Origin of the sequence: Streptomyces sp. SKN60 (genome assembly GCF_026236535.1) — a bacterium.
GTDB lineage: Bacteria > Actinomycetota > Actinomycetes > Streptomycetales > Streptomycetaceae > Streptomyces.
On the sequence record NZ_JAHTMW010000011.1, the window covers coordinates 174,512 to 186,833 of the forward strand.

12 protein-coding genes are annotated in these 12,322 nt (G+C 75.5%); 3 read left to right on the top strand and 9 right to left on the bottom strand.

Annotated elements, in window-relative coordinates:
- Positions 1–26: 26 nt before the first annotated feature.
- Positions 27–881 (bottom strand): SDR family oxidoreductase, encoded by an 855-nt coding sequence (locus KV205_RS20210; RefSeq protein WP_265865849.1) that lies wholly within the window; start codon positions 879–881, stop codon positions 27–29.
- An 89-nt stretch (positions 882–970) separates the two neighbouring features.
- On the opposite strand from KV205_RS20210, the gene KV205_RS20215 reads away from it, so the two are divergent.
- Positions 971–1,573, top strand: a complete 603-nt coding sequence (locus KV205_RS20215) for a TetR/AcrR family transcriptional regulator (RefSeq protein WP_265865850.1) — start codon at positions 971–973, stop codon at positions 1,571–1,573.
- A 57-nt stretch (positions 1,574–1,630) separates the two neighbouring features.
- Here KV205_RS20215 and KV205_RS20220 read toward each other — a convergent pair whose 3' ends face one another.
- Positions 1,631–2,815 carry a 4-hydroxybenzoate 3-monooxygenase gene (locus tag KV205_RS20220; RefSeq protein ID WP_265865851.1) on the bottom strand — a complete coding sequence of 395 codons (1,185 nt, stop codon included), beginning with the start codon at positions 2,813–2,815 and terminating at the stop codon, positions 1,631–1,633.
- Positions 2,816–2,968: 153 nt separating this feature from the next.
- Here KV205_RS20220 and KV205_RS20225 point away from each other — a divergent pair, with 153 nt between their 5' ends.
- On the top strand, positions 2,969–4,648 hold the full coding sequence (locus tag KV205_RS20225) for an IclR family transcriptional regulator C-terminal domain-containing protein (RefSeq protein WP_265865852.1): 1,680 nt from the start codon (positions 2,969–2,971) through the stop codon (positions 4,646–4,648).
- Between the two features lie 23 nt (positions 4,649–4,671).
- Here KV205_RS20225 and pcaD read toward each other — a convergent pair whose 3' ends face one another.
- The 6 genes from pcaD to KV205_RS20255 are packed head-to-tail and all read right to left on the bottom strand — an operon-like array spanning position 4,672 to position 10,052.
- On the bottom strand, positions 4,672–5,811 hold the full coding sequence (gene pcaD / locus KV205_RS20230) for a 3-oxoadipate enol-lactonase (protein WP_265865853.1): 1,140 nt from the start codon (positions 5,809–5,811) through the stop codon (positions 4,672–4,674).
- A complete protein-coding gene (gene pcaB, locus KV205_RS20235) occupies positions 5,808–7,172 on the bottom strand; it encodes a 3-carboxy-cis,cis-muconate cycloisomerase (RefSeq protein WP_265865854.1) in 1,365 nt (454 codons plus the stop codon). Before pcaB ends, pcaD begins: the two co-directional genes overlap by 4 nt.
- The gene (gene pcaG / locus KV205_RS20240) at positions 7,169–7,747 is read right to left on the bottom strand and encodes a protocatechuate 3,4-dioxygenase subunit alpha (protein ID WP_265865855.1); all 579 of its coding nucleotides are present in this window, start codon (positions 7,745–7,747) and stop codon (positions 7,169–7,171) included. The genes pcaB and pcaG overlap by 4 nt, the downstream gene beginning before the upstream one ends.
- Positions 7,744–8,523 (bottom strand): protocatechuate 3,4-dioxygenase subunit beta, encoded by a 780-nt coding sequence (gene pcaH / locus KV205_RS20245; RefSeq protein WP_265865856.1) that lies wholly within the window; start codon positions 8,521–8,523, stop codon positions 7,744–7,746. Before pcaH ends, pcaG begins: the two co-directional genes overlap by 4 nt.
- Positions 8,524–8,580: 57 nt before the next feature.
- On the bottom strand, positions 8,581–9,276 hold the full coding sequence (locus tag KV205_RS20250; protein WP_265865857.1) for a CoA transferase subunit B: 696 nt from the start codon (positions 9,274–9,276) through the stop codon (positions 8,581–8,583).
- A complete protein-coding gene (locus KV205_RS20255; protein WP_265865858.1) occupies positions 9,273–10,052 on the bottom strand; it encodes a CoA transferase subunit A in 780 nt (259 codons plus the stop codon). The genes KV205_RS20250 and KV205_RS20255 overlap by 4 nt, the downstream gene beginning before the upstream one ends.
- A 229-nt stretch (positions 10,053–10,281) precedes the next feature.
- Between KV205_RS20255 and KV205_RS20260 the strand changes: the two genes are divergently transcribed.
- Complete coding sequence (locus tag KV205_RS20260) at positions 10,282–10,743, top strand: MarR family winged helix-turn-helix transcriptional regulator (protein WP_265865859.1); 462 nt, start codon at positions 10,282–10,284, stop codon at positions 10,741–10,743.
- A 70-nt stretch (positions 10,744–10,813) separates the two neighbouring features.
- On the opposite strand, the gene xylB is transcribed toward KV205_RS20260, so the two are convergent.
- The gene (gene xylB, locus KV205_RS20265) at positions 10,814–12,289 is read right to left on the bottom strand and encodes a xylulokinase (protein ID WP_265865860.1); all 1,476 of its coding nucleotides are present in this window, start codon (positions 12,287–12,289) and stop codon (positions 10,814–10,816) included.
- Positions 12,290–12,322 lie beyond the last annotated feature (33 nt).

Below are 12,322 nucleotides of genomic sequence, written 5' to 3' on the forward strand. Positions count from 1 at the left end.
CCGCGGACAGGGCGGACCGGGCCGCCCTAGCGGAACGCGGGGAGGTTGCGGGCGACCCAGTCGGCGAACGGGGCGGCAGGCCGTCCGAGGACGGTCTCGATGTCCGGGCTGACCCGCTGCTCCGCCGGGAGCGGGACGCCGAGGACATCCAGGGTGCCGGTGACGACCTCCTCGGGCATGAAGGTCGCCAGATGCGCGTGGGCGTCCGCGCGGGAGAGCTCGACGAACTGGACCTCCTCCCCCAGCGCCTCGGCGAGGACCGCCGCTTGGCGGCGCGGGCTGATCGGCTCGGGGCCGGTCAGTTCGTAGGTGCGGCCCGCGTGCCCGGCTTCGGTGAGCGCCGCCGCGGCGACGGCGGCGATGTCCGCCGGGTCGACGACGGGCAGGGCCACGTCCCCGAACGGGGCGAGGACCGTGCGCCGGGTGCGGACGGACTCGGCCCAGGCGAAGGCGTTGGAGGCGAAGCCGCCGGGGCGCAGGACGGTGAACTCCCGCCCCGATTCCCCGACGGCCGTCTCGAACTCCCGCAGCCGGGCGTGCGAGACGGCGTCCGGACGGGTGGCACTGACCTGCGAGGAGACGAGGACGACGCGCTCGACTCCGGCGGCCTTGGCCGCGTCGAGGAGCGCGCTCGGGTGCTCGCCGTGGCTGTTGAGTTCGCCGCCGAGCAGTAGGAACAGGGCGCGGGACCCGTCGAGGGCGGGGCGCAGGCTGTCGGCCGAGCCGAGGTCGGCGCGGGCCCGGCGGACGCCGGGCGCCGCCGGGGCGGCGGCCGCGGGGGCCGCCTGCCGGGACACGGCGACGACCTCTTCCCCGGCTCCGGCGAGCAGTTCCACGAGCGTGCGTCCGACGTTTCCGGTGGCACCGGTGACGGTGATCATGTCTCCCCCTGGAGTTAGTTAGTTAGTTGACTGACTTAGGCGAGGGACAGCAGAACACAGACGACGGGCGGTTGTCTATAGTCAGTCGGGTGACTGACTCAGAGAATCGACGGACGCGGGCCTCGCAGAAGCGGCAGCGCCTGGTCGCTGCGGCCGCCCGGGTGCTCCATGAGCAGGGCGTCGAGCGCACCACCCTCGCCGACATCGCGCGCGAGGCGGAGGTGCCCGTGGGGAACGTCTACTACTACTTCAAGACCAAGGACGACCTGGTCCTGGCCGCGCTGTCCGAGCACCGCGCGTATCTGGCGGGGCTCACCGGACGCCTGGAGGAGCTGGCGAATCCGCGCGAGCGCCTGAAGGGCCTGGTCGAGGCCTGGGTGGAGCAGCGGGAGGTGGCGGCGCGGCGCGGCTGTCCGACCGGCACGCTCGCGGTCGAGCTCGACAAGCGGGCCGACGGAACGCTCGACGCGGAGGCCGGGGCGGTGATCCGGGAGCTGCTCGACTGGGCCGGGGCACAGTTCCGGGCCCTCGGCATGACGGACCCGGAGGGCCTGGCGCTCACCCTGGTCTCCGCGTACCAGGGGATGTCGCTGCTCACCAACGCCCTGCGCGAGCCGGAGGTGATGACCCGCGAGGGGGCCCGGCTGCTCGCGCGGCTCGACGCCCTGCGGGCGCCCGACGGTCAGCTCTGACCGAGTACTGAGCGTCGGGCGCCGGACGCGCGCGGCGCCGGAGGCACGCGGTTCCGGTCAGAGGTCGAGGGGCAGTCCGGTGTAGTTCTCGGCGAGTTCGGCGGCGGCGTGCCGGGAGCCGGCGATGCGGTCGAACTGGGAGAGCTGGAGCCGGGTGTCGAAGGACTCCTGGGCGGGGTCGGTGTGGAGTGTGGTGGTCATGAAGTACGAGAAGTGCTCGGCGCGCCAGACCCTGCGCAGGCAGGTGTCGGAGTAGGCGTCGAGGAGTTCGGTCGAGCCGGTCGCGTGGTGGTGGGCGAAGGCGCGGGCGAGCACGACGACGTCGGCGGCGGCGAGGTTGAGGCCCTTGGCGCCGGTGGGCGGGACGATGTGGGCGGCGTCGCCGGCCAGGAAGACCCGGCCGTGGCGCATGGGTTCGGTGACCGAGCTGCGCATGGGCAGGACGGCCTTCTGGGTGACGGGGCCGCGGGTGAGGCGCCAGCCGGGTTCGGCGCGCAGGGAGAGGCGGGCGTCGAGCTCGTCCCAGATGCGCTCGTCGGGCCAGTCGGCGGGGTCGGTGCCGTTGGGGACCTGGAGGTAGAGCCGGCTGACGGCGGGCGAGCGCATGCTGGCGAGGGCGAAGCCGCGCTCGGAGTGGGCGTAGATCAGCTCGTCGTAGACGGGCGGGGCGTCGGCGAGGATGCCGAGCCAGGAGTACGGATAGGTCCGCTCGTGGGTGCGGCGCAGGTGCTCGGGGACGGCGTGCCGGGTGACGCCGTGGTAGCCGTCGCAGCCGACGACGTAGTCGCAGTCGAGTATCCGCGTGCGGCCTTCGTGGGTGTAGTGGACGCGGGGGCGGTCGGTGTCGGCGCCCTCGACGGCGGTGACCTCGGCCTCGAAGCGGAGCGGGCCGCCGTCGGCGAGCTGGAGGGCGACGAGGTCCTTGACGACCTCGGTCTGGGCGTAGACCCAGACGCGCCGGCCGCCGGTGAGGCCGGGGAAGTCGATGCGGGTGGCGCGGCCGTCGTGGCGGAGTTCGATGCCGTCGTGCGCAATGCCCTCGGCGTCGAGGCGGTCGGCGGCGCCGGCGGTGCGCAGGGCGTCGACGGTGGCCTGTTCGAGGATGCCGGCGCGCTGCCGCTGTTCGACGTAGGCGCGGTCGCGGCTCTCCAGGACGACGCTGTCGATGCCGGAGCGGTGGAGCAGCCGGGCCAGGAGCAGGCCGGAGGGGCCGCCGCCGATGATGCCGACGGTGGTGCGCATGGAATCTCCTCGTCGCAGCAGTTGTTCGCATAGTGAAGAGACTTTCACTATGATGGGAGTCTGGTGGCGGCCCGGTGTGCCTGTCAACGGGCTGCCGCAGCCGGTCCGCGTCGTGTTCACTACGGGGACCCGAAGATCCACCACGGAGAGCCCATGCCATCGATCGACGACTCCACCGCCGGCGCATCCGCCTCCGAAACCGCCGAGGCCCCGCCCGAGGCGGTGACGCCGCTGCTGCGCGGGATCGGCGTGCTGCGGCGGCTGACCGGGGCGGGCGGGCGGATGCCGGTCGGCGAGCTGGAGCGCGCCACCGGGCTCGCCCGCTCCACGGTCGACCGGATCACCGGCACGCTGGCCCGCATGGGCTACGTACGGATCGAGGGGCGCGACGTGGTGCTCGCGCCGCCGCTGCTCGAACTCGGCAACGCCTATCTGGCCTCCGTACGGCTGCCGGGCCTCCTGGGCGGTCTCGCCGACGCGCTCGCGGACGAACTGGACGAGTCGGTGTCGCTCGCCGTGGCCGACGGCGACGGGATCCGCTTCGTGCACCAGGCGACCCGGCGCCGCGCGATGTCGGTGAGCTTCCGCATCGGCGATCTGCTGCCGGCCGAACGCACCGCGCCGGGGCTGCTGTTCGCCTCCGCGTGGGACGCGGTCCGCTGGGCGGAGTGGCGGCAGCGGCGGGCGGCCGATCCGGCCGGGCGGGGCTTTCCCGCCGCGCCGCCGAGCGGGCGTACCGGCGCCGTGGACCTCGCCGAGCGGGCCGCCGAGGCGGGCCGGCTCGGCTGGGCGCTCGACGACCAGCTGGTGGAGCCGGGCCTGGTGGCGATCGCCGTGCCCGTACGGGACGGGGACGGGCGGATCGTCTGCGCGCTCAGCACGGTCAGCCACACCAGCCGGCACGACGCGGACTCGCTGCGCGCCGCGCTCCTTCCGCGACTGCGGGACTCGGCCGGGGCGATGGAGAAGGCGCTGCGGGAGGCGCCGGCGGAGGAGCCGGCCGCGCCCAGCGGCCTGGCCGCTTGGACCTCGGAGTCCAAGCAGGAGCTGGGACGGGAGTTCGTGGAGTCGCTGGCGCGCGGGCTCACCGTCCTCACGGCGTTCGGCACGGGCCGGGCGGCGCTGCCGCTGACGGCGGTCGCGGAGGCAACGGGGCTCGCGCGGGCGACCGCGCGGCGGGCGCTGATCACCCTGGAGCACGTCGGCTGTGTGGCGGTGGAGGGGCGGGAGTTCCGGCTGACGCCGCGCGTCCTCGACCTCGGTTTCCCGCCGCTGTCGCGCACGACGCTGACCCGGATCGCGCAGCCGCACCTGGCCGATCTGGCCGAGCGGGTGCGCGAATCGACGTCCCTCGCGGTCCTGGTGGGCGACGAGGTGCAGTACACGGGCCGGGTGGAGACCAGCCGCATCATGAACGTCCACATCACCCTCGGCACCCGCTTCCCCGCGTACGCGACCTCCATGGGCCGGGTGCTGCTCGCCGATCTCCCGCCGCAGGAGCGGGCGGCGCGCCTGGCCGGGGCGGAGCCACGGGCCCTGACCCCGTACACGGTGACGGATCGCGCGGAGCTCGGCGCGCTGCTCGACGGGGTGGCGCGGGCGGGCTACGCGCTGGTCGACCAGGAGCTGGAGGAGGGGCTGCGGTCGATCGCGATGCCGGTACGGGACGGGGCCGGGCGGGCGGTCGCCGCGGTGAACGTGGCCCTGCACGCGAGCCGCCGCTCCCCCGAGGAGTGCGTGACCGAGGTGCTGCCGGAGCTGGCGGCGGCGATCGCCGGGATCGAGGCCGATCTGCACGTCACGGAGCGGTTCTGCCGCGTGCCCGCGTACTGATCCGGTGACCGTTCCCCGAGCCGTCACTCCCCGTCCGGGTCCGCCAGGACGCGCTGGGCCACGGCGAAGGCGGCGTTGGCCGCCGGGACGCCGCAGTAGACGCCGGCCTGGAGGAGGGCGGCGGCGATCTCGGCGTCGCCGAGGCCGTTGCGGCGCGCCGCGCGGAGATGCAGGGCGAGTTCCTCGTGGTGGCCGTGGGCGACGAGCGCGGTGAGGGTGACGAGGCTGCGTTCGCGGCGCGAGAGGGTGGGGTCGGTCCAGATCTCGCCCCAGGCGTAGCGGGAGATGAAGTCCTGGAAGCGGGCGGTGAGCGGGGTCTGGCGGGCCTGGGCCCGGTCGACATGGGCGTCGCCGAGGACTTCGCGGCGGGTCGCCATGCCGTTCGTTCCGTTCGGAGCGGAAGGCATGCCGAAGTGCGCCCGGAGGGCGGCGGTGACGGCCGCGGGCTGTTCGGCGGGGGCCAGGTGGGAGGCGCCGGGGAGTTCGGTGAGCGCGGCGCCGGGCACGGCGTCGGCGATCTCCCTCAGATGGGCGGGCGGCGTGGCGGGGTCCTCGCGGCCGGCGATCAGCAGGGTGGGCGCGGCGATGGCGGCGAGCCGGTCGCGCAGGTCGAAGGCGGCGAGCGCGTCGCAGCAGGCGGCGTAGGCGGCGGGGTCGGCGGCGCGGTGGTCCTCGACGAGGCGCGGCACGGTGAATCCGGGGGTGAACCAGCGGGCCTCGGCGGTGTCGGCGAGCCGGGCCAGGCCGTCGCGGCGTACGTCGGCGGCCCGGGCGAGCCAGGGCTCGGCGCCGCCGAAGTGGGCGGAGGAGCAGAGCACGGCGAGCCGGTCCAGGCGTTCGCGGTGGTGGGCGGCGAGGTGGAGGCCGACGGCGCCGCCGAGGGAGACCCCGGCGTACGAGAAGCGGTCGGCGCCCAGCGTGTCGGCGAGGTCGAGGACGAGCCGGGCCAGGTCGGCGACGGTCGCGCCGGGTCCGATGAGTCCGGCGGGCGAGCCGCCGTGGCCGGGCAGGTCCCAGCGGATCACCCGGTGAGTGGCGGCCAGTTCGGGGGCGACGGCGTCCCACAGGGCGGTGGAGGTGCCGAGCGAGGGCCCGAGGATGAGCACGGGCGCCGTGGCGGGTCCCTCGGCGATGTGGTGGAGGGTGGTCGCAGTGGTGGTCAACGTCGCTCCAGGGCGCGGTCGGTGAGGGTGCCGGCGTGGCCGGTGGCCCGGGCGGGGTCGGCGAGGGCGGCGAGTTCGGCGGGGTCGAGGCCGGTGGACTCCGCGTGTCCGGCGAGGAGTTCGGCGAGCGGACGGCCCTCGGTGCGGGTACGGGTGGCGAGTTCGGCGACGAGGGTCCGCGCGGCGGCGCGGCCGAGCCGGGGGGCGAGGGCCGTGGCGAGGCGTTCGGCGACGAGGAGCCCGCCGGTGCGGTCGAGGTTGGCGCGCATCGCGGCCGGGTCGACGCGGAGGGTCTCGACGAGGGCGGCGGCGTGGTGGGCGGCGCCGCCGACGAGCCGGAGCAGCTCGCGCAGGGGTTCCCATTCGGCGTGCCAGGCGCCCGCGGGCCGCTCGTCCTCGGCGGCCAGGCAGCCGTAGAGGCTCGCCGCGAGGTGCGGGGCGCGGCGGGCGGCGGAGGCGATCAGGGTGGCGCGGACCGGGTTGGCCTTGTGGGGCATGGCGGAGGAGCCGCCGCCGGTGCCCTCGGCGAGCTCGCCGATCTCGGTCCGCGACAGGGTGAGGACATCGGCGGCGATCTTCCCGAGCGCGCCCGCGGTGAGGGCGAGCACGCCGGCGAGGTCGGCGATCGGGGTGCGCAGGGTGTGCCAGGGCAACAGGGGTGCGGCCAGGCCGAGTTCGGCGGCGTACGCGGCGGGCAGCCCGGTCACGTCCCCGTCGGGGTGGCGGTCGGCGAGGGCGGCCAGGGTGCCGGCGGCGCCGCCGAGCTGGGCGGGCAGCCCGTCCCGTACCGCGGTGATCCGGTCGCGGGCGTCGAGGACGAGGCTGCGCCAGCCCGCGGCCTTGAGGCCGAAGGTGGTGGGGACGGCGTGCTGGGTGAGGGTGCGGCCGGGCATCGCGGTGTCGCGGTGGGCGGCGGCGAGGGCGGCGAGCGCCCGCTCGGCGCGGGCGAGGTCGTCCAGGACGAGGCCGAGGGTGCGGACGGCGACCAGCATGGCGGCGGTGTCCAGGATGTCCTGGCTGGTCGCGCCGTGGTGCACGTACGGGCCCCACTCCCCCACGCGGTCGGACAGTTCGCCGACGAGCGGGATCACCGGATTGCCGCCGGAGCGCGCCCGCAGGGCGAGCCGACGCAGCTCGTATCGGTCCGCGTCGGCGGCCGCCTCGGTGATGGCGCGCGCCGCCTCGGCGGGTACGGCCCCGGTGGCGGCCTGCGCGCGGGCGAGGGCGGCCTCGGCGTCGAGCAGGGCGCGCAGGAAGGCCCCGTCGCCGGTCGCGGCCTCGGCGGGCAGCCCTGCCCGCACGGGGTCGAGCAGCCCGCCGTCGATGGCGTGGAGCAGGTCGGCGTCCGGGTGGCCGGTCACGGGAACTCCAGGAAAACGGTCTCGCGCTCGCCCTGGAGGCGGATGTCGAAGCGGTGGGTGCGGTACGGCTCCTCGGTGGCGATCAGGGTGGCGCGGCGGTCGGCGGGGAGCCGGTCGAGCAGCGGGTCGGGGCCGTCGGCGAGATAGGCGCGGGTGTAGAGGTGGTGGAGCAGGCCGCGGGCGAACACACAGACGGCGATGTGGGGTTGGCCGGTATTGCCGGGCGGCAGGGTGTGCAGGGTGTAGTGGCCGTCGGCGTCGGTGGCGACGCGTCCGAAGCCGGTGAAGTCGGTGCCGTTGCGCCCGAGGTGGCCGCCGGTGACGGGGTCGCGGCGCAGCGAGCCGGGCGCGCCGGTGCGGGAGCCGTCGGGGGCGACCTGCCAGAACTCCAGGAGCGCGTCGGGGACGGGGGCGCCGGCGCCGTCGAGGACGCGGCCGTGGAGGGTGATGCGGTCGGGGTGCCCGGCGGGGGCGACGCGCTCTCCGTCGGGGAACGGCAGGGCGTAGCCGTAGAACGGGCCGACCGTGTGGGACGGCGTGGGCAGCGGCCGGGCGGCGGGTTCGGCGGTGCTCATCGGCCTTCCTCCATCCAGGTGGCGGCGGGTCCGTCGAGGACGATGTCCCAGGCGTAGCCGAGGGAGAACTCGGGGACGGACAGGCCGTGTTCGTAGCGGGCGACAAGCCGGTCGCGGGCCGCCGGGTCGGTGACCGAGCGGATGATGGGGTCGTGGGCGAGCAGCGGGTCGCCGGGGAAGTACATCTGGGTGACGAGGCGCTGGGTGAACGCCGTGCCGAACACCGAGAAGTGGATGTGGGCGGGGCGCCAGGCGTTGGTGTGGTTGCGCCAGGGGTAGGCGCCGGGCTTGATGGTGGTGAAGGTGTAGCGGCCCTGACTGTCCGTCAGGGTGCGGCCCACGCCGGTGAAGTGGGGGTCGAGCGGGGCCGGGTGGCGGTCGCGGTGGTGGGCGTAGCGGCCGGAGGCGTTGGCCTGCCAGAGCTCGATCAGCTGGCCGCGCACGGGCCGGCCCTCCCGGTCGAGGAGCCGGCCGGTGACGGTGATCCGCTCGCCCAGGGGCTCGCCGGCGTGCATCCGGGTGAGGTCGTTGTCGTGCTCGGTGACGTCGGTGGGTCCGAAGACCGGCCCGGCGAGCTCGACGGCCTCCGGGTCGCCGCCCGCGTCGACGGCGACGAGCGGCTGCCGGGGGTGGCGGAGCAGCGAGCTGCGGTACGGGGCGTAGTCGCGCGGCGGGTGGTGGCGGGGCGGGGCACCCGCGGCGAGCGCCGCGTCGTAGGTGCTCTGGAGGGCCGCGATCTCGCGGTCGATGCGGTGCTGGGTGAGCTCGTCGTCCATGCGGAGGGTTCTTTCCTCTCGGAGCGGAAAGGCGGGCGGGCAGGCGGGGCGCCCGGGTCAGACCTGGACGCGGGCCCCGGGGTCCGGGGCGCGGTCCGCCGCCGGTGGGATCGGCTGCCCGTCCGGGCCGAGGACCGGGGCGGCCGTCAGGGCCGCGACCTGCTCGGGGGTCACGTCCGGTGCGGTCTCGACGAGGACGAGGCCGTCCGGTGTCACGTCGAGCACGGCGAGGTCGGTGATGACGCGGTCGACGCAGGCGCGGCCGGTCAGGGGCAGGTCGCACTCGGCGACGATCTTGGGGGTGCCGTCCTTGGCGGTGTGGGTGAGGACGACGATGACGGTCCGGGCGCCGTGGACGAGGTCCATGGCGCCGCCGATGCCGGTGACGAGGCGCCCGGGCACGGCCCAGTTGGCGAGGTCGCCGCGGGCGGAGACCTGCATGCCGCCGAGGACGGCGACGTCGACATGGCCGCCGCGGATCATGCCGAAGGAGAGCGCGGAGTCGAAGTACGCGGCGCCGGGCAGGACGGTGACGGTCTCCTTGCCGGCGTTGATGAGGTCGGGGTCGACCTCGTCCTCGGTCGGGTAGGGGCCGGTGCCGAGGATGCCGTTCTCCGAGTGGAGGACGACCTCGACGCCGGGCGGCAGGTGCTCGGGGATGAGCGTGGGCAGGCCGATGCCGAGGTTCACGTACTGCCCGTCGCGCAGTTCGCGGGCGGCGCGGGCGGCCATCTCTTCGCGGGTCCAGCTCATCGGGTGGTCCTCCGTGTCGGAGAGGCGGAAATCGTGCGCCGTTCGATGCCCTTGTCCGCGGCCTGTTCGGGGGTGAGCGCGACGACGCGCTGGACGAAGACGCCGGGCAGGTGCACCTCGTCGGGGCCGAGGACGCCGGGTTCGACGAGTTCCTCGACCTCGGCGACGGTGACGAGGCCGGCCATGGCGGCGAGGGGGTTGAAGTTGCGGGCGGCGGCGTGGAAGACGAGGTTGCCGTGCCGGTCGCCGCGGGCGGCGCGGACCAGGGCGTAGTCGGTGCGGATGGCGCGTTCCATGACGTGCGGGACGCCGTCGAAATCGCGTACCTCCTTGGGCGGCGAGGCGAGTGCGACGCCGCCGTTCCCGTCGTACCGCCAGGGCAGTCCCCCGTCGGCGACCTGGGTGCCGACGCCGGCCGGGGTGTAGAAGGCGGGGATGCCGCAGCCGCCGGCGCGCAGCCGCTCGGCGAGGGTGCCCTGCGGGATGAGTTCGACCTCCAGCTCCCCGGCCAGGTACTGGCGGGCGAACTCCTTGTTGGCGCCGATGTACGAGCCGGTGACGCGGGCGATCCGGCCGGCGGCGAGCAGCACGGCGAGCCCGCTGTCCAGGGCGCCGCAGTTGTTGGAGACGACCCCCAGTCCCCCGACGCCGCGGGCGTGGAGCGCCTGGATGAGGGTGGTGGGTACGCCGCTGAGGCCGAAGCCGCCGACGGCGAGCGTCGCTCCGTCGGGAACGTCGGCCACCGCCTCGGCGGCGCTGGTGACCACTTTGTCCATGGGAAGCCTCTCGTCCGCACCGATGTCCGCGTCGGCCCTGCAGGAGTCGGTGCGAGAGTGAGCCGGTAAAATTAGTCAGTGCACTGAGCATCTGGCCGACCGGGCCATGCTGGCAGCCCTGTGCGCCACCGTCAACGGGTTGCGGGCGAACTGGTCCCGGCCGGGGTGAGGGCGACGGGTATCGTTCCGTGCACCGACGAAGCGGCAGGCACGGCTGAAGGAGCGCACGATGGGCGCGGTGGATCTGACCACGCATCCCGGACACCTGGCCCGGCGACTCCAGCAGGCCCACCACCTGCTGTGGACGACGGTGGTCTCGGAGGAGATCACCTCGCCGCAGTTCGGCGTCCTCAACGCCCTGGTCGCCGAGCCCGGCCTCGATCAGCGGACGGTGGGCGAGCGGGTGGGCCTGGACCGGTCGACGATCGCCGAGGTGGTGAGCCGGCTGATCCGGCGCGGTCTGCTCGACAAGGTGCGCGACCCCGAGGACGGGCGCCGCTTCCTGCTCCGCCTCACCGATGAGGGGACCCGCACCCACCGCCGCCTGACCGTGCGGACGGCCCGGATGAACCAGATCTTCCTGGCGCCCCTCTCCCCCGAGGAGCAGACCCAGTTCCTCTCGCTCCTGCGGCGGGTCTCCGACGCGGCGGAGGAGCTGCGGGCGCCGGCGGAGCCGGTCGCCGCACCCTGAGACCGCCTGACCTCAGAACCCTCGGTGCACTGACGATCAGTGCACCGACCGTCGTCGGGCCCCCGCCTCCTCAGTCCGCCAGCAGCGGGTGCGCCCGGTCCAGGACCCGGTCGATGCGCTCCCAGGTGGCGGTGTCGCGCGGCACGGGCGGCAGCGTCTCACCCTCGCCCGTGCCCCACTCCCGGGCGAGCGCGACGGGATCGGCGCCGGTGGCGGCGGCCGCGGCGAGGGCGGCGGCGCCGAGGGCGACGAGTTCGGTGGCGGCGGGGACGACGACGGGGCGGCCGGAGAGCCGGCGGACGGTCTCGGTCCAGGCCCGGCCCCGTGCGCCGCCGCCGACGAGGCGCAGGGGCCGGTCCCGCACGGCCGGATCGGCGGGGTCGAGGCCGCAGGCGGTGAGCACCTCGTCGAGCGCGCGGAGCACGGTGAAGACGGCGCCCTCGTAGGCGGCGCCGAGCAGCGCGTGCGGGGTGGTGGCGTGCCGCAGACCGGTGAGAAGGCCGGTGGCGTGCGGCAGGTCGGGGGTGCGTTCGCCGTCGAGGTACGGCAGGAGGACGAGGCCGTCGCCGGGTGCGGCGTCCTCGCGGTCGAGGCCGAGGAGGCCGGCGATCCGGTCGACGGCGAGGGTGCAGTTGAGCGTGCAGCCGAGCGGCAGGTAGCCGCCGTCGGCGGCGGCGAAGCCGGACAGGCCATGGCTCGCGGGCCGGGCGCGGGTGGCGGCGAAGACCGTGCCCGAGGTGCCCAGGCTGACCACCGGGTGGTCGAGCAGGCCGCCCGTGCCGAGGCCGAGTCCGACGGCGGCGGCCATGTTGTCGCCGGTCCCGGCGGCGACGGCGACTCCGGCCGGCAGGCCGAGGGCTTCGGCGGCGGCGCGGTTGAGGGTGCCGACGCGGGTGGCGCCGGTCGGGGCGACGGCCGGGAGCAGGGCGGGGTCGAGGTCGATCAGGGCGAGGAGCTCGGGGTCGTAGGCGGCGCGCCCGGTGTCGTACCAGCAGGTTCCGGAGGCGTCGCCGGGGTCGGTGACGGCGGTGCCGGCGAGCCGTTCGGTGAGGAAGTCGTGCGGCAGCCGGACGGCCGCCGTGCGCTCGGCGACGGCGGGTTCGTGCTCGGTCAGCCACTGCCACTTGGCGGCGGTCATGGAGGCGACGGGCACGGATCCGGTGCGGGCGAGCCAGGCCGCCGGGCCGCCGAGCGCGTGGGTGAGGGCGGCGGCCTGGGGCGCGGAGCGGGTGTCGTTCCAGAGCAGCGAGGGCCGCAGCGGGCGGCCGGCCGGGTCCAGGGTGACGAGGCCGTGCTGCTGTCCGGCGACGGCGATGCCGGTCACGGCGGCGGGCGGTACGGCGGCCTGCCGGAGCCCGTCGGCGACGGCCCGGGCGAGCGCGGACCACCACTCCTCGGGGTCGGACTCGCGGGCGCCGGCCTCTCCGGTGACGGTGTGCGGGGCGCGGCCGACGGCGAGCAGCGCGCCGTCCTCGGCGGCCACGACGGCCGCCTTGGTGGACTGGGTGGAGCTGTCGACGCCGATGACCACCGGGCGCTGGCTCATGGACCACCTCTCGTTCCCCGGATGCGGGGCTCT

Coding starts and splice junctions, on each gene's coding strand:
- KV205_RS20210 (WP_265865849.1), bottom strand. CDS start 881: ATGATCACCGTCACCGGTGCCACCGGAAACGTCGGACGCACGCTCGTG.
- KV205_RS20220 (WP_265865851.1), bottom strand. CDS start 2,815: ATGCGCACCACCGTCGGCATCATCGGCGGCGGCCCCTCCGGCCTGCTC.
- KV205_RS20225 (WP_265865852.1), top strand. CDS start 2,969: ATGCCATCGATCGACGACTCCACCGCCGGCGCATCCGCCTCCGAAACC.
- pcaG (WP_265865855.1), bottom strand. CDS start 7,747: ATGAGCACCGCCGAACCCGCCGCCCGGCCGCTGCCCACGCCGTCCCAC.
- pcaH (WP_265865856.1), bottom strand. CDS start 8,523: ATGGACGACGAGCTCACCCAGCACCGCATCGACCGCGAGATCGCGGCC.
- xylB (WP_265865860.1), bottom strand. CDS start 12,289: ATGAGCCAGCGCCCGGTGGTCATCGGCGTCGACAGCTCCACCCAGTCC.
- KV205_RS20255 (WP_265865858.1), bottom strand. CDS start 10,052: ATGGACAAAGTGGTCACCAGCGCCGCCGAGGCGGTGGCCGACGTTCCC.
- KV205_RS20260 (WP_265865859.1), top strand. CDS start 10,282: ATGGGCGCGGTGGATCTGACCACGCATCCCGGACACCTGGCCCGGCGA.
- KV205_RS20250 (WP_265865857.1), bottom strand. CDS start 9,276: ATGAGCTGGACCCGCGAAGAGATGGCCGCCCGCGCCGCCCGCGAACTG.